A 16,424-nucleotide genomic window follows, 5' to 3' on the forward strand; every position below is an offset into this window, starting at 1 on the left:
GTCACACCTCCCTGGAATCCGTGCCGGCGGCGATGTTGGCCGGCTCCCGCTCGGCGACGACGCGCCGGGTCCGCGGGCTCGGTGGCACCTGAAGGTCCAGCGGGGGCAGCGGGAAGCTGCCCGGTGGACGGTTGTTGACCTGCTCGGCGAGCGTCGGCTTCGGTGCCGGCTTGCGGGTCGGCCAGAACAGCGTGGCGAGCAGGAGCAGGCCGGCGGGGATGCCGACGGCGATCAGCTTGCTGCGGCTGTCCCAGTCCTCGATCGACCGCAGGCCGGCCAGCACCAGGATCCAGACCAGGTTGATCGGGAGCAGGACCTTCCAGCCGAAGCGCATGAACTGGTCGTAGCGCAGCCGGGGCAGCGTGCCCCGCAGCCAGACGAAGACGAAGACCAGGCCGACGACCTTGCCGAAGAACCACAGCATCGGCCACCAGCCGGAGTTCGCGCCCTCCCAGATGGTGATCGGCCAGGGCGCGTGCCAGCCGCCGAGGAAGAGCGTCACGGTGACCGCGGACATCGTCACCATCGCCACGTACTCGCTGAGCATGAAGAGCGCGAACTTCAGCGAGCTGTACTCGGTCATGAAGCCCGCGACCAGTTCGGACTCCGCCTCCGGCAGGTCGAACGGCGCCCGGTTGGTCTCGCCGACCGTGGCGATGAAGAAGATGATGAAGCTCGGCAGCAGCAGGATCGCGTACCAGCCGGGCGCCGAGATCTCGGTGCCGAACACGGTCAGCCGGGTGGCGTCACCCTGCTCGGCGACGATCCCGCTGGTCGACATCGTGCCGGCGGTCATGAACACCGCGACGATGCTCAGGCCCATCGCGACCTCGTACGAGATCATCTGGGCGGTGGAGCGCAGACCACCGAGCAGCGGGTACGTCGAGCCGGAGGCCCACCCGCCCAGCACGACGCCGTAGACGGCCAGCGAGGAGCAGGCCAGCACCACGAGTACCGCCACCGGCACGTCGGTGACCTGCAACGGCGTCCAGTGCCCGAAGATGCTGACCATCGGGCCGAACGGAATCACCGACAGCGCGGTGACCGCACAGACCACCGAGATGACCGGCGCGAAGAAGTAGACGACCTTGTCCGCGGCCTTCGGGAGGATGTCCTCCTTGAAGGCCATCTTCAGGCCGTCGGCGAGGGTCTGGAGCAGGCCGAACGGGCCGACCTGGTTCGGGCCCGGCCGGACCGCCATGCGACCGACGACCCGCCGCTCGAACCAGACCCCGAGCAGGGTGGCGAGCAGACCGAAGGCGAACGCGAAGACGATCTTGCCGAGGATCAGCCACCACGGATCCCGGCCGAAGTCCGCCAGCGTCGGGTCCTGCGCGAGGAAGGTCACTGTGCCCACCTTTCGTTCGCGACTGCGGGGCTCACTCGCTGCGCTCGTTCACTCCTCGCGCTCACTGGACACCCCCGGAGTTGAGGAGCGGGCCGGGACGGCCGGCGGCGTCGGCGGCGACCGGCGCGTCGGCCTGCTGGGGAACGGCCGGCGCGCTCGCGCCGGCGGAGACCCGCACGACCGCGCCGGACGTGACGCCCAGGCTGCGGCGGACCGTCGAGCCGGGCGAGTTGGTCGGCAGCCAGACGACGCCGTCCGGCATCTCGGTCACCGCGGCCGGGAGCGTGAGCGCGCCCCGGTCGGTGCCCACGGTCACCGCCTCGCCGTCGGCCACGCCGATCGCCTCCGCGGTGCCCTTGCCCAGCCGGACCACCGGCGGCCGGGCCGTACCCGCGAGGTGCTCGTCGCCGTCGGTCAGGCTGCCCAGGTCGATCAGCTGGTGCCAGGTGGCGAGCACCGCCTCGCCGGCGCCCGGCTGCGGCACCGCCGCCGGGGCCACCGACGGCGCGGCCGGCCGGGTGGTGCGGGTACGCGGCAGGCCGCCCAGCTCCCGGCGGACGGTCGGCACGTCAGCGGTGCCGAGCCGCACGTCGAGGTGCGCGGCGAGCGCGTCCAGCACCCGGCCGTCGGTCATCGCGGCGGTGTGCAGGACCGCCTCGAACGTCCGCAGCCGTCCTTCCCAGTCCAGGAAGCTGCCCGCCTTCTCGACCGCCGGGGCGACCGGGAAGACCACGTCGGCCCGCCGGGCCACCGCGCTGTTCCGCAGCTCCAGGCTGACCAGGAACGGCACCGCGTCGAGCGCCGCCTCGGCCTGGCGCGGGTCGGCCAGGTCGGCCGGGTCGACCCCGGCCACCACCAGCGCCCCGAGCTGACCGGCGGTCGCCGCGGCGAGGATGCCGTCGGTGTCGCGGCCGGCCTGGCTGGGGATGACCCCGGCCGGGATGTCCCACGCCTCGCCCAGTTCGGCCCGCGCGGCCGGCTCGGTGACCAGCCGGCCACCGGGAAGCAGGTTCGGCAGGCAACCCGCGTCGACCGCGCCGCGGTCACCGGCGCGCCGCGGCACCCAGGCCAGCTTCGCGCCGGTACGCCGGGCGACGTCCGCTGCGGCGGAGAGGCCACCGGGAACCGAGCCCAGCCGCTCGCCGACGATCAGGATCGCCCCCGGCTGGCTCAGCGCCTCGGCGACCGTGGCGTGCTCGGCGAGCACGCTCGCCTCCTCGCCCGGCACCACCCGGGCCAGCTTGGCACCGAGCTTCTCCAGGCCGCGCGTCGCGAACGGCGCGATGGCGTACACCGTCAAGGTCTTCTTCAGGTACGCCTTGCGCAGCCGCAGGAAGAGGATCGGGCACTCCTCCTCCGGCTCCAGGCCGACCAGCACCACCGCCGGTGCCTTCTCGACGTCCGGGTACGTGACGTCGGTGACCCCGGCGACCGTGCTGGCCAGGAACTCGGCCTCCTCGCGGGAGACCGGGCGGGCCCGGAAGTCGATGTCGTTGGTGTGCAGCGCGACCCGGGCGAACTTCGCGTACGCGTACGCGTCCTCGACGGTCAGCCGGCCGCCGGTGAGCACGGCCGTGCCCTGCCCGCCGTCGCGCGCCGCGCGGAGGCCCTCGGCGGCGACGGTCAGCGCCTCGCTCCACGACGCTTCGCGCAGCTCACCGGTGCCCGCGTCCCGCACCAGCGGGGTGGTGAGCCGGTCGAAGGCGCGGGTGTACTGGAAGCCCCACCGTCCCTTGTCGCAGTTCCACTCCTCGTTGACCGCCGGGTCGTCGCCGGCCAGCCGCCGCAGCACCTTGCCGCGCCGCCAGTCGGTGCGCTGGGCGCAGCCGGCCGAGCAGTGCTCGCAGACGCTGGGGCTGGAGACGAGGTCGAAGGGGCGGGCCCGGAACCGGTACTGCGCGCCGGTCAGCGCGCCCACCGGACAGATCTGGACGGTGTTGCCGGAGAAGTACGAGTTGAACGGGACGTCCCCGTCGTCGCCCTCGGTGCCGTACGCCTCGTCCCGGTAGATGTTGATCTCCTCGGCGGACGACCGGTTCATCAGGTCGATGAACTTGTCGCCGGCGATCTCCTCGGAGAACCGGGTGCAACGCTGGCAGAGGACGCAGCGCTCGCGGTCGAGCAGCACCTGGGTGCTGATCTCCACCGGCTTCTCGTACTCCCGCTTGTGCTCGTGGAACCGGGAGTCGGTACGGCCGGTCGACATGGCCTGGTTCTGCAGCGGGCACTCGCCGCCCTTGTCACACATCGGGCAGTCGAGCGGGTGGTTCACCAGCAGCAGCTCCATGATCCCCTCCTGCGCCTTCTTGGCGACCGGGGAGGTGAGCTGCGTCTGCACGACCATGCCGTCGGCGACGGTCTGGGTGCAGGAGGCGACCGGCTTGCGCTGCCCCTCCACCTCGACCAGGCACTGGCGGCAGGCGCCGGCCGGGGCCAGCAGCGGGTGGTCGCAGAACCGCGGGATCTCGATGCCCATCTGCTCGGCGACCCGGATCAGCAGCGTCCCCTTCGGGGCGGTGACCTGGATCCCGTCGACGGTCAGCGTGACCGTCTCGGTCTGCTTGGCTACATCGGTCATCAGTGGGCTCCCACCAGCTGCTTGTCGGAGAGCTTCGGAGCGGTACGTCCCTCGATGTAGTCGAGGTAGTCCTGCTTGAAGTACTTCAGCGACGAGGTGACCGGGCTGGTCGCACCGTCACCCAGGCCGCAGAACGAGCGCCCGAGGATGTTGTCGCAGGTGTCCAGCAGGGTGTCCAGGTCCTCGTGGGTGCCCTGGCCGGAGAGGATCCGGCGGTAGACGCGGACCATCCAGTAGTTGCCCTCACGGCACGGGGTGCACTTGCCGCACGACTCGTGGTGGTAGAACTCCAGCCACCGGTAGGTCGCGTACACCGGGCAGTCCTGGTCGGAGAAGATCTGCGTCGCCGTGGTGCCGAGGATCGACCCGGCCGCCGCCACCCCCTCGAAGTCCAGCGGCACGTCCAGGTGCTCGGCGGTGAGCAGCGGCGTCGACGAGCCGCCCGGCGTCCAGAACTTCAGGTTGTGGCCGGGCTGCATGCCGCCGGCCAGCTCGATCAGCTCGCGGAGCGTGATGCCCATCGAGCACTCGTACTGGCCGGGGTTGGCGATCCGGCCGGAGAGCGAGTAGATCATCGGACCCGACGACTTCTCGGTGCCCATGGTCCGCCACCAGTCCGCGCCGCCGAGCACGATGTACGGGACGCTGGCGACGGTGCCGACGTTGTTCACCACGGTCGGGCTGGCGTACAGGCCGTGGGTCGCCGGGAACGGCGGGCGCAGCCGCGGCTGCCCCCGGAAACCCTCCAGCGAGTCCAGCAGCGCGGTCTCCTCGCCGCAGATGTACGCACCGGCGCCCGAGTGCACCACCAGGTCCAGGTCGAACCGGGAGCCGAGGATGTTCCGCCCGAGGTAGCCCTTCGCGTACGCCTCCTGCACCGCGTTGCGCAGCCGGCGCGCGGCGTGCACGGCCTCGCCCCGGATGTAGATGTAGGCGCGGTTCGCGCGGATCGCGTACGACGCGATGATCACGCCCTCGACCAGCGAGTGCGGGTCGTGCGTCATCAGCGGCAGGTCCTTGCAGGTGCCCGGCTCGCCCTCGTCGGCGTTGACCACGAGATAGTGCGGCTTGCCGTCGCCCTGCGGGATGAACCCCCACTTGAGACCGGTCGGGAAGCCCGCGCCGCCGCGACCGCGCAGCCCGGAGTCCTTGATGAGCTGGATCAGGTCGTCCGGGTGGGCCTTGAGCGCCTTGCGCAGCGCCGCGTACCCGTCGAGCTTCTCGTAGGTGCCGACCCGCCAGGCGTCCGGCGACAGCCAGCGCTTCGTGAGCACCGGCGTGAGCTTGGCCAGCGTCTCCGGCCGAGGAGTGGTCACTTCTGGGCCCCCCTGTCGCTCGCGTTGGGGGAGCGCGTACCGGCCCCCGCCTCCGCCTCCCTGAGGTTGCGCTCCTGCGTACCGGCCTCGTCGCCGGCGGGCTTGCCGTCACCGGCCGGCGGGTTCGCCGCCGCGCCCGCGGCCTCGGCCTCCCGGGCGTCGCGGGGCGACGGGGGTACGCCGTCCACCGGAACCTTCGTGCCCGGCGCGTCGGGGACCGCCGTCTTCGCGTCCGGCTGCCGGGTCTCGGCCGCCCGCACCTCGGGCGACTTGTCGTCCGGCGCCTTGACGTCCCGGGTGGTGCTGCCGGCCGCCGCGGCCGGCGGGGCCGGCTCGCCCGCACCGGCGTTGCCGGCCGGTCGGGCGCCGTTGCCCGCGGCCGGCGGTGCCTTCTCGGCCGCCTCGGCCTTCGCCTTCTCGGCGGCCTCGTCGGCCTCCGCCTTGCTGCGGATGGGCGTGTTCGGGTCGAAGCCCGACACGGCGATGCCGTGCTCCTGCGCCAGCCGTAGCCCGCGCAGGGTCGGATCGCCCGGGACGCCGTCGGCGACCGCGCCCTCACGCTCGTCGGCGAACCCGGCGAGCTGCACCGACATCTCCTTCAGCGTGCAGAGCCGGGCCCCCCGGCTCGGCACCGGCCGGCCGCCGCCGCGCAGCTCGTCGACCACGCCGACCGCGGTGTGCGGGTCCACGTTGTCGAAGAAGTCGTAGTTGACCGTCATCACCGGGCCGTAGTCGCACGCCGCCAGGCACTCGGCGTGCTCCAGAGTGATCGTCCCGTCGGCGGTGGTCTCGTCGTGCCCGACGCCGAGGTGCTCGGCGAGCGTGTCGTAGACCTGCTGGCCGCCGAGCACGTTGCACATGGTGTTGGTGCAGACGCTGACCAGCCAGTCACCGGTCGGGCGGCGCTTGTACATCGTGTAGAAGGAGGCGACCGCGCCGACCTGGGCCTTGTTCAGCCCCAGCACCTCGGCGCAGAACGCGATGCCGGCCGGGGAGACGTACCCCTCCTCGGACTGCACCAGGTGCAGCAGCGGCAGCAGGGCCGAGCGGGACCGGTCGGCCGGGTACCGGGCGATGATCTCCCGCGCCCGCGCCCGGGTCTCTTCACTGAAGGTCGTGCTCATCGGAGTCGCCTTTCCGTTCGCGACTGCGGGGCTCGCAAGCTCGCTCACCTGTCACACCCGCCCATGACCGGGTCCAGCGAGGCGCCACCGGCGATCACGTCGGCGATCAGGCCGCCCTCCGCCATCGCCGGGAGGGCCTGGAGGTTGACGAAGCTCGGCTCCCGGTAGTGCACCCGGTACGGCCGGGTGCCGCCGTCGGAGACCGCGTGCACGCCCAGCTCCCCGCGCGGCGACTCGACCGCGATGTAGACCTGGCCCGGCGGAACCCGGAAGCCCTCGGTGACGAGCTTGAAGTGGTGGATCAGCGACTCCATCGACTGACCCATGATCTTGGCGACGTGCTCCAGCGAGTTGCCCATGCCGTCGACGCCGATGGCGAGCTGCGCCGGCCAGGCGATCTTCCGGTCGGCCACCATCACCGGGCCCGGCTCGAGCCGGTCCAACGCCTGCTCGACCAGCTTCAGCGACTCCCGGATCTCGGCGAGCCGGACCAGGTAGCGGCCCCACACGTCGCCGTCGGTGTGCGTCGGCACGTCGAACTCGTACGTCTCGTAGCCGCAGTACGGCATGGTCTTGCGCAGGTCCCAGGCCAGGCCGGCGGAGCGCAGCACCGGGCCGGTCACGCCCAGCGCGAGGCAGCCGGTCACGTCGAGCACCGCCACGTTCTGCGTCCGCTCCAGCCAGATCGGCTGGCCGGAGAGCAGGTTCTCGTACTCCTTGAGCTTCTTCGGCATCAGCTTCAGGAACTCGCGGATCTTGACGATCGCCTCGTCCGGCACGTCCTGCGCCACGCCGCCCGGCCGGACGTACGCGTGGTTCATCCGCAGGCCGGTGACCATCTCGAAGATCTCGAGGATGTACTCCCGCTCGCGGAAGCCGTACAGCATCATGTTGACCGCGCCCAGCTCCATGGCGGTGGTGGCCACCCAGACCAGGTGCGAGGAGATCCGGTTCAGCTCCATCATCAGGACCCGGATGGTGGTCGCCCGCTCGGTGATCTGCTCCTCGATGCCGAGCAGCTTCTCCACCGCCAGCGCGTACGCCGTCTCGTTGAACAGCGGCGACAGGTAGTCCATCCGGGTCACGAAGGTCGAGCCCTGGACCCAGTTGCGGTACTCCAGGTTCTTCTCGATGCCGGTGTGCAGGTAGCCGACGACCGAGCGGGCCTCGCGGACCGTCTCGCCCTCCAGCTCCAGGATCAGCCGCAGCACGCCGTGCGTCGACGGGTGCTGCGGGCCCATGTTGACGACGATCCGCTCGTCGTTGATCGGGTCGGTGCCGGAGACGACGTCGTCCCAGTCCCCACCGGTGACGGTGAAGACCTTGCCCTCGGTGGTCTCGCGCTCGGTGGCGTAGTTGGACGCGGTCACTGGTACGACCTCCTCCGGTCCGGCGGCGGGATCTCGGCGCCCTTGTACTCGACGGGCACGCCGCCGAGGGGGTAGTCCTTGCGCTGCGGGTGGCCCTCCCAGTCGTCCGGCATCAGGATCCGGGTCAGGTTGGGGTGGCCGTCGAAGACGATGCCGAACATGTCGTACGTCTCCCGCTCCTGCCAGTCGGCCGTCGGGTAGACGCTGGTCACGCTGGGCAGGTGCGGATCCTCGACGGAGACCGCGGCCTCCAGCCGGACCCGCCGCCGGTACGTCATCGAGGTGAGCTGGTAGACCACGTGCAGCCGGCGTTCGTCGGCACCGAGGTAGTCCACCCCGGACACCGAGGAGCACAGCTCGAAACGGAGCGCGAGGTCGTCCCGCATGACCTGGCAGACCTCGGCGATCCGCTCGGGGCGGACGTGCAGGGTCAGCTCGCCCCGGTCCACCACGACCTTCTCGATAGCGTCGGCGAAGCCCGGGTACGCCTCCTCCAGCGCGTCGGTGACCTCGTCGAAGTAGCCGCCGTACGGCCGCGACGCCGACTCGACCGGCCGGCGCGGGCGGACCAGGCCGCCGTAGCCGGACACGTCGCCGGTGCCCTGGTTGCCGAACATGCCCCGGCCGGCCGGGCTGGCCGGCGGGTACTCGGCGGGGGCGGTGCTGGAGGCGCCGGCCGGGGTCACCGGCACCGGTACGCCGCCGTCGTCGAGCCTGTCGTTGGGCGCGGTCACTTCTGGACACCCCCGTGCTGGTGCAGGTGGTTCTGGGCCTTCATCCAGTTCTCGATCCGCAGCTGCTCCTCGCGGCCCTCGCGGACGGCCTTCGTCCACTCGGCCCGCCGGGCCTTGTCGCTGCGGTACGACGACGGCATCGAGCCGTACGGGACCACCGGCACGTCACCGCGGGCCTGGCGGGCCTCCAGCATCTTGCGGCCGTTCGCGCCCAGCGGCTCGTGCATGATCTTCTCGCGGAGCTTGAGGATCGCGTCGATGAGCATCTCCGGCCGGGGCGGGCAGCCGGGCAGGTACATGTCGACCGGGACCACGTGGTCGACGCCCTGGACGATCGCGTAGTTGTTGAACATGCCGCCGCTGCTGGCGCACACGCCCATCGACAGCACCCAGCGGGGCTCGGCCATCTGGTCGTAGATCTGGCGCAGCACCGGGGCCATCTTCTGGCTCACCCGGCCGGCCACGATCATCAGGTCCGCCTGCCGCGGCGAGGCCCGGAAGACCTCCATGCCCCAGCGGCCCATGTCGTAGTGGGGGCCACCGGCGGCCATCATCTCGATGGCGCAGCAGGCGAGGCCGAACGTGGCGCCCCAGACCGACGACTTGCGCGACCAGTTGACCAGCTTCTCCACCGAGGTGAGCAGGACGCCGGCGGGGAGCTTCTCCTCGATACCCATGTGAGGTTCCTCCCTCAGTCCCAGTCCAGGCCGCCGCGCCGCCACACGTAGGCGTACGCGACGAAGACCGCGACGATGAACAGGACCATCTCCACGAAGCCGAAGATCGGCAGGGCGTCGAACGAGACCGCCCAGGGGTAGAGGAAGATGATCTCGATGTCGAAGACGATGAAGAGCATCGCCGTCAGGTAGAACTTGATCGGGAACCGGCCGCCGCCGACCGGCTGCGGGCTGGGCTCGATGCCGCACTCGTACGCCTCGAGTTTGGCCTTGTTGTAGCGGCGAGGGCCGGCGAGGCGGGCGGCCGCCACGGAGAACAGGGCGAACCCCGCGGCGAGGGCGAACAGCCCGATGATCGGTACGTAAGGCGAGAGCGACATCGTTTCTCCTGCTCGTCCTTCCCTGCCCTCGGTGCTTGACGAAAATCACACTATTCACGTCCCTCGCCGCACCTTCCGGCGGGGGGTCGATCTTTGTCACGCCCGGGGACGTCGCCGGCCCCGGGCGCCCGCTAGACGGCGGGTGCCGCCTTCGACATCGCGTTGATGACCCGGTCCATCGCGTCCCCGCCCCGCGGATCGGTCAGGTTGGCCAGCAGCTTGAGCACGAAGCGCATGAGCGTCGGGTGGGGCATGCCGTACCTCGTGGCGGCCCGCATGACCTCCGGGCGGCCGATCAGCTTCACGAAGATGCCGCCGAGCCGGTAGTAGCCGCCGAGCCGCGCCTTCAGCTCCGTCGGGTACGCCATCAGCGCCCGCTCCCGCTCCGCGCCGGCCGGACGGGCGAGGGCCTGCACCGCGATCTCCGCGGCCAGCTCGCCCGACTCCATCGCGTACGCGATGCCCTCGCCGTTGAACGGGTTGACCATGCCGCCGGAGTCACCGACGAGCAGCATCCCCCGGGTGTAGTGGGGCACCCGGTTGAAGCCCATCGGCAACGCCGCGCCGAGGATCGGCCCCTCGGCGTTCGCCTCGTCGGTCATCCCCCACTCCTCGGGGGTGTTGGCGAGCCAGTCGGTCAGCAGCCGCCGGTAGTTCGTCTTGCCGAAGGCCGACGACGAGTTGAGGACGCCGAGGCCGACGTTGACCCGGCCGTCGCCCAGCCCGAAGATCCAGCCGTAGCCCGGCAGCAGGGCGTCGCTGCCCTTGCTGCGCAGCTCCAACCAGGACTCCAGGTAGTCGTCGTCGTGCTTCACCTCGCAGCGGTAGTACCGCCGGACGGCCACGCCGATCGGCCGGTCCTCCCGCTTCGCCAGCCCGAGAGCGAGGGGAAGTCGACCGGAGACGCCGTCCGCGGCGACCACCAGGGGTGCGCGGTAGGTGACCGGCTCCTTCTCGGGCCCCACCTCGGCCTCGACACCGACCACCCGGCCGTCGCCGTCGAGCACCGGGCCGATGACGTTCACGCTCGTGCGCAGCTTGGCGCCGGCGGCCACGGCCCGCTGGGCGAGCAGGTCGTCGAAGTCCAGCCGGGTGCGCACCAGGCCGTAGTTGGGGAAGCTGGCCAGGTCGGGCCAGTCCAGTTCGAGCCGGACACCGCCGCCGATCACCCGCAGGCCCCGGTTGTGCAGCCAGCCGGCCTCGGTCGAGGTGTCCACGCCCATGCGGATCAGCTGCCGCACGGCGCGTGGGGTCAGCCCGTCACCGCAGACCTTCTCCCGGGGGAACTCGGTCTTCTCCAGCAGCAGCACCCGTACGCCGTGCCGAGCCAGGTGGTACGCGGTCGCCGACCCACCGGGACCGGCGCCCACGACGATCACCTCGGCGTCGTTCTCCACCGTGGTCATCCGCGCCTCCTCCCGCGTGCTCGTGAAATGCTTCACAAGCCAGACGGTGTGGAGTCTATGACCGGCGTTACACCCGCGCCTGGTGAGGGGTACCTAACTTGCCGGAAACAGGCCGCTCAGCGGCGGGCCGAGCCGGGCGTCGGCGCCGTTTCGGTGCGAGCCGGGCGCGCGGGCGGGTCAGCGGCGGGCCGGCGCGGCGTCGAGCCCGGCCTCGGCGCGGATGGTCGCCGGGAGGTGTTCGCGCAACGCCCCGCCGGCCGCCCGATCCAGCGCGGCCAGCACCTCGGCCACCACCTGGCGCACGTCGGCGGGATCCGCGCCGGCCAGTTCCTTGAGCTGGGCGATGAGTTCGGCGGCGTCGTCGTCGGTGGGTGCCGTGGCGTCCGCCCGATCGGGTCCCGTCATGGGGCGAGCCTACGGGGCAAAATGGACTATATCCCCATATTCACGAAAAGCTGGTTGGCCAGTCAGGCCCGGGTCGCCCGGTGCAGGGCCACGATGCCGCCGCTCATGTTGCGCCAGGCCACCCGGCCCCACCCGGCCGCCCCGATCCGCGCCGCCAGCGCCGCCTGGTCCGGCCAGGCCCGGATCGACTCGGCGAGGTACACGTAGGCGTCCGGATTGCTGGAGACCGCACGCGCCACCGCCGGGAGCGACCGCATGAGGTACGACAGGTAGACCGTCCGGAACGCGGGGTTCACCGGCGTGCTGAACTCGCACACCACCAGGCGGCCACCCGGCTTCGTGACCCGGGCCAGCTCGCGCAGCGCCGCGTCGGTGTCGTTGACGTTGCGCAGCGCGAAGGAGATGGTCACCGCGTCGAAGCTCGCGTCCGCGAACGGCAGCCGCAGCGCGTCACCGGCCAGCAGGGGCACGGCCGGGCGGGCCCGCTTGCCGGCGTACAGCATGCCGAGGGAGAGGTCGGCTCCGACCGCGTACGCCCCCGAGTGGGCCAGTTCCTCCGTCGAGACGCCGGTGCCGGCACCCACGTCGAGCACCCGCTCACCGGGCCGCAGGTCGAGCGCGGCCCGGGTCGCCCGCCGCCAGGACCGGTCCTGCCCGAACGAGAGGACGGTGTTGGTCAGGTCGTAGCGGGCGGCCACACCGTCGAACATCGCGGCGACCTCGTGCGGCTGCTTGTCCAGACTGGCGCGCTGACCCCGGGGTGTACTACTCACCCCCCCCACTCTGCCAGCCCCCACGGGGGGCTGAAGGAAGGGCCCCTTGTCAACGCCTCCGGTAGAGAAGGGGACCCTTGTTAACGCTGAGTTCCCGACCAGCGCTGACAGGCGACGAGGGCGGGATGGCCAGTGGCCACCCCGCCCCCGTAGCGGTCACGACGGTCAGTCGGTCTGCTTCTCGTCGTCAGGGCCGACCAGGACGACCTTCCGCCGCCGCGACAGCAGCAGCAGCGCGCCGCCGGCCACCAGCACGGCCGCGCCGATGCCGGCGATCAGGCCGACCTGCACGCCGGTGACCGGCAGGCCACCGCCGTCGCCGGAGCCGCCGCCGTCGCCGCCACCCGGGGTCGGCGTGCCGCTCGGCTGGCCGCTCGGGCTCGGCCCGGCCGTCGGAGTCGCCGTCGGGGTGGGGCTCGGCGTGCCGCTCGGGCTCGGGCTGGGCTGAGCCGACAGGTCGACGAACGCCTCGAAGACCGTGTGGTTGTCCAACTCGTCGACCTCGGCGAAGGCACGCCGCTGGGCCGGGTCGGCCACCTTCGGCTCCTCCTCGGGCTCGCCCTCGGCCGCGTCCAGCCCGTACGCGAAGAGGTCACCCTCGTGCAGCACCGGCTCGGTGACGTCGGCGCCCACCCGGACCGTCACGTCGGCGGTGTAGTACTCGCCGGGACGTACGACGACGCCGGAGTCCTCGCAGAGCAGTTGGGCCTTGCCGAGGATCTCCTGCTGGACGCAGCCCGCCGGGGTCTGCACGAAGTTGACGCCGCGGGGCAGGGTGAGACCGTAGAAGACGCCCGTCGCCTTGCGGCTCCCGTCGTTGTAGACGGCCCAGTCGAGCGGCACGGTGACCCCGCGCCGCACCGGCTTGAGGTCGGGCTCGTTCTGCAGGGCGCCGTCGACCACGACGTTGTCCTGGATGTCCTGTGCCCAGGCGGTGAGGTCGTAGCCCGGGCGGGTCACCTCGACCGGCACGTCGACGCCCTCGTCGGCGACGTTCGGCTGCGGGGTGGCGGTGGCGACCCCGACGGTCAGCACGCCGCCGTTGCCCTTCCCGCCGGTGCTGAACAGCGGGACGCCGAAGTCCTCGCTGGTGCCGGCGGGCAGGTCGCCGAGGAGGCACTGGTACATCGTCGAGCCGCTGACCCGTACGCAGCCGTCGGGCATCACATAGCCGACGCGGTTGAGCTTGAGCCGGTCGACCTTCACCCGGACGCTGACGTCCTTCGCGGTGGCCGTGCCGGTGTTGGTGACCGTGAACTTGAACGGCTTGGCCTGGGCCTCGTCGACGCCCTTGGCCAGGCTCGTGCTGATCGGAATCAGCACGAGGTCGGGTGCGTCGGCGGCCCGCGCGGGCGTGCCGACGGCGGTCAGCCCGGCGGCGAGCAGGGTTGCGGCACCCGCCCGCGCCAGGCTGGAGCGCTGGAGGAAGGTCATGGATCCCCCGGGGTAAGGGACGTACGGAACGAGCGGACGGTACCGGAGCGACGTCGCGGCACGCCAGAGGCACGGCGGTGAATGTCGGCCGTCCCACTCGGACGGTGGACACAGCGGAGGCGGGATGGTGGACCATCCCGCCTCCGCTGCCGTGCGTTATGTGAACGACCCTCGCGGGTCGATGGAGGACGACCGTCAGGCGGTCGGCTTCTCGTCGCCAGGGCTCACCAGGACGATCCGGCGGCGCCGCGCGACCAGGAACATCACACCACCCGCGAGCAGCACCGCGACACCGATTCCGCCCATCAGGCCGGCCTGCGGCCCGGTCACCGGCAGTCCGGGACCGTCGCCGTCGCCGTCACCCTCGCCGCCACCGCCGGCACCGCCCTTGGCGGCCACGACGACCGCGAAGCCGTCCACGTTGTCCGTCGGGTCGACGTCGGTGATCCGCTCGCCCTTGTTCACCAGGCGGGCGTTATCGAGGCTGGTCTTCCGGGCGGCACGGGCCTCCGGGGAGTCCGGCTTCACCATGCCGAGCGCGTCGGCGGTCAGCGAACCGGCCGGCAGGGTGGCCGGGGCCTGGACGCCGTCGGCGACCTTGACCGGGAACTGGATCAGCAGGATCGTCTCGTTGTCCACCACCAGGGTGTCGTCGCGGCACGTCGCGGTGCGCGCGTCGGCCGAGTACTCGCAGCCCTCGTACTGCTCGGTGAAGGTGACGTCCTTCGGCAGCCGGAGCTTGATCTCGACGCCCTCGGCGAAGGTGTCGCCCTGGTTGACGATCTCGCCGAAGACGAGTGCCTCGTCGCCGGGGTGGATCGCCTTCCCGTCGGCCCGGGTCTTGACGTCCGGCACGACCACGCCGAGGTCGACGCCCGGCACGCCCTCGTACTCGATCAGGACCCTCTTGTCGTTGTTGTCCGGCGTGGTGTCGTCGGACGACTGCAGGAAGAAGCGGGCGCTGAAACCGCTGGTGATGCCATCGGGCTCGTACTTGAAGGTGACGATCGGGAACTCGAGTTCCTCGCCCGGGCCAGGGATCCGCTCCGCGGGCACGGTGCACAGGATGCTGAAGATTCCGTCGCCCTTGCAGTCCTCGCCGAGCGGGAGGACGTCGACGGGCTGGTCGTTCCAGCCGGAGTAGTCCACGCCGACGGTCAGGGCGGTCGGGGTGCCCGGGCCGTTGTTCTTGACCTTGAGCCAGCCGATCTTCTCGGTGGCGCCCTCGGCCAGCGTGGTGCCGGCGACGGTCACCGCGAGGTCGGCCTTGGTGTCTTCGGCGTGCGCCGGCGTCGCCGCCACGGCGAGCCCGCCGGCGGCCAGCAGCGCGGCCGCGCCGAGCCGCGCGAGCGGCCGGTTACGGAAGATCATGGAAGCGTCCCCCCGTGGGGTGAAGGAAACATACGGGCGGGGACGTTAGCGGGCGGCGATCGACCTCGCCAGCCCTCTGGAACGGGTGTTTGGCCTGGTCACCTAAGCGTGACCTAAGGATTGTCCGGATTCATGGGGGTTGTCATCGACGACTGTGGACACGCTTCGGTGGAACGGTCACCGAATCGATATCTCCGGTCGACCACATCGGCCGTTCGGCCAACCGACCCCACGTCACGGGCCGTGCCCGCACGGTGATGGACCCGCCCCCGGTGACGGACGCGCGGGGCGGTCCGTCAGCGGGCGTCGACCAGCGGCAGCGACTTCCCCGCGCCACCGCCCGGCAGGGCGATCGAGGAGAAGTGCGAGACCACCCGCTCGTCGGTCGGGTCGTCGGCCGGCGTCCAGTGCACGGCGAGGCGGTTGTAGAGGGTGTCCCGCTGGGCGGGGATCCGGTCGGCGGACCGGATCATGCCGATCAGCTCGTGCAGGTTGGAGCGGTGCCGTGCGCCGGCCGAGGAGATGACGTTCTCCTCCAGCATGATCGAGCCGAGGTCGTCCACTCCCATGTGCAGGGCGAGCTGCCCGACGTCCTTGCCGGTGGTGAGCCAGGACGCCTGGAGGTGCGGCACGGTCTCGAAGAAGAGCCGCGCCACCGCGACCAGCCGCAGGTACTCCAGGGCGGTCGCCTGGGTGCGGCCCTTCAGGTGGTTGTTCTCCGGCTGGTACGTCCACGGGATGAACGCCCGGAAGCCGCGCGTCCGGTCCTGCACGTCGCGGATCATCCGCAGGTGCTCGATCCGCTCGGCGGCGGTCTCGCCGGTGCCCATCATCATCGTCGCGGTCGACTCGACGCCTTGACGGTGGGCCAGCTCCATGACCTCGAGCCAACGCTCGCCGGACTCCTTCAACGGGGCGATCGCCCGGCGGGGACGCTCGGGCAGCATCTCCGCTCCGGCGCCGGCGATCGAGTCCAGCCCGGCGGCCTTGATGCGGGCGATGGCCTCGTCCAGGCTCACGCCGGAGACCTTCGCCATGTGCAGGATCTCGCTGGGGCCGATCGAGTGGATGGCGAGCTTGGGGTACGCCTTCTTCACCGAGGAGAACAACTCCTCGTAGTACTCGACGCCGTAGTCCGGGTGGTGCCCGCCCTGGAGCATGACCTGGGTGGCGCCCAGCTCGACCGCCTCGCCGCACCGGCGCAGGATCTCCTCGGTGGGGTGCGTCCACCCCTCCTTGTGTTTCGGCGCGCGGTAGAAGGCGCAGAACTTGCACGCCGTCACGCAGACGTTGGTGTAGTTGATGTTGCGGTCGATCAGGTACGTGACGATGTTGTCCGGGTACCGCCGCCGGCGTACCGCGTCCGCCGCCTCGCCCAGCGCGTGGAAGGGCGCGTCGGTGTAGAGCAGCAGGGCCTCCTCGGGCGTGATCCGCCCGCCGTCCGCGCCGCGCTGCAGGATGTCGTCGATCTCCCGGCTCACCGTCACGCCCCCGAGCCTACGTCCCCC

14 protein-coding genes are annotated in these 16,424 nt (G+C 71.4%); all 14 read right to left on the bottom strand.

What is annotated here, in order from left to right; genetic code table 11:
* Position 1: 1 nt before the first annotated feature.
* The 14 genes from nuoH to mqnC all read right to left on the bottom strand — a co-directional run bounded on the left by nuoH (position 2) and on the right by mqnC (position 16,403).
* A complete protein-coding gene (nuoH, locus tag ACN26Y_RS05825; protein WP_422734438.1) occupies positions 2-1,348 on the bottom strand; it encodes an NADH-quinone oxidoreductase subunit NuoH in 1,347 nt (448 codons plus the stop codon).
* Between the two features lie 61 nt (positions 1,349-1,409).
* Positions 1,410-3,926: an NADH-quinone oxidoreductase subunit G gene (locus ACN26Y_RS05830; protein ID WP_422734439.1), complete on the bottom strand. Its 2,517-nt coding sequence runs from the start codon at positions 3,924-3,926 to the stop codon at positions 1,410-1,412.
* The gene (gene nuoF, locus ACN26Y_RS05835) at positions 3,926-5,242 is read right to left on the bottom strand and encodes an NADH-quinone oxidoreductase subunit NuoF (RefSeq protein WP_155329292.1); all 1,317 of its coding nucleotides are present in this window, start codon (positions 5,240-5,242) and stop codon (positions 3,926-3,928) included. Before nuoF ends, ACN26Y_RS05830 begins: the two co-directional genes overlap by 1 nt.
* Complete coding sequence (gene nuoE, locus ACN26Y_RS05840) at positions 5,239-6,366, bottom strand: NADH-quinone oxidoreductase subunit NuoE (protein WP_155329293.1); 1,128 nt, start codon at positions 6,364-6,366, stop codon at positions 5,239-5,241. Before nuoE ends, nuoF begins: the two co-directional genes overlap by 4 nt.
* Before the next feature lie 44 nt (positions 6,367-6,410).
* Complete coding sequence (locus ACN26Y_RS05845; RefSeq protein WP_155329294.1) at positions 6,411-7,736, bottom strand: NADH-quinone oxidoreductase subunit D; 1,326 nt, start codon at positions 7,734-7,736, stop codon at positions 6,411-6,413.
* Positions 7,733-8,470 carry an NADH-quinone oxidoreductase subunit C gene (locus ACN26Y_RS05850; protein ID WP_155329295.1) on the bottom strand — a complete coding sequence of 246 codons (738 nt, stop codon included), beginning with the start codon at positions 8,468-8,470 and terminating at the stop codon, positions 7,733-7,735. The genes ACN26Y_RS05845 and ACN26Y_RS05850 overlap by 4 nt, the downstream gene beginning before the upstream one ends.
* Positions 8,467-9,147: a NuoB/complex I 20 kDa subunit family protein gene (locus ACN26Y_RS05855; RefSeq protein WP_155329296.1), complete on the bottom strand. Its 681-nt coding sequence runs from the start codon at positions 9,145-9,147 to the stop codon at positions 8,467-8,469. The genes ACN26Y_RS05850 and ACN26Y_RS05855 overlap by 4 nt, the downstream gene beginning before the upstream one ends.
* Positions 9,148-9,161: 14 nt before the next feature.
* Positions 9,162-9,527 (bottom strand): NADH-quinone oxidoreductase subunit A, encoded by a 366-nt coding sequence (locus ACN26Y_RS05860; RefSeq protein WP_155329297.1) that lies wholly within the window; start codon positions 9,525-9,527, stop codon positions 9,162-9,164.
* Between the two features lie 131 nt (positions 9,528-9,658).
* Positions 9,659-10,933 carry a geranylgeranyl reductase family protein gene (locus ACN26Y_RS05865; protein WP_155329298.1) on the bottom strand — a complete coding sequence of 425 codons (1,275 nt, stop codon included), beginning with the start codon at positions 10,931-10,933 and terminating at the stop codon, positions 9,659-9,661.
* Between the two features lie 177 nt (positions 10,934-11,110).
* Positions 11,111-11,338, bottom strand: coding sequence for a hypothetical protein (locus tag ACN26Y_RS05870; protein ID WP_155329299.1), 228 nt, complete (start codon positions 11,336-11,338; stop codon positions 11,111-11,113).
* Positions 11,339-11,400: 62 nt separating this feature from the next.
* Positions 11,401-12,111 (bottom strand): demethylmenaquinone methyltransferase, encoded by a 711-nt coding sequence (locus ACN26Y_RS05875; RefSeq protein WP_155329300.1) that lies wholly within the window; start codon positions 12,109-12,111, stop codon positions 11,401-11,403.
* 165 nt (positions 12,112-12,276) lie between these two features.
* Positions 12,277-13,545 carry an LPXTG cell wall anchor domain-containing protein gene (locus tag ACN26Y_RS05880; RefSeq protein ID WP_422734440.1) on the bottom strand — a complete coding sequence of 423 codons (1,269 nt, stop codon included), beginning with the start codon at positions 13,543-13,545 and terminating at the stop codon, positions 12,277-12,279.
* Between the two features lie 195 nt (positions 13,546-13,740).
* Positions 13,741-14,916 (bottom strand): hypothetical protein, encoded by a 1,176-nt coding sequence (locus tag ACN26Y_RS05885; protein WP_422734441.1) that lies wholly within the window; start codon positions 14,914-14,916, stop codon positions 13,741-13,743.
* Positions 14,917-15,212: 296 nt separating this feature from the next.
* Positions 15,213-16,403 carry a cyclic dehypoxanthinyl futalosine synthase gene (gene mqnC, locus ACN26Y_RS05890; protein WP_155329303.1) on the bottom strand — a complete coding sequence of 397 codons (1,191 nt, stop codon included), beginning with the start codon at positions 16,401-16,403 and terminating at the stop codon, positions 15,213-15,215.
* Between the last annotated feature and the right edge of the window lie 21 nt (positions 16,404-16,424).

Source organism: Micromonospora sp. WMMD558 (genome assembly GCF_049315255.1).
GTDB lineage: Bacteria > Actinomycetota > Actinomycetes > Mycobacteriales > Micromonosporaceae > Micromonospora.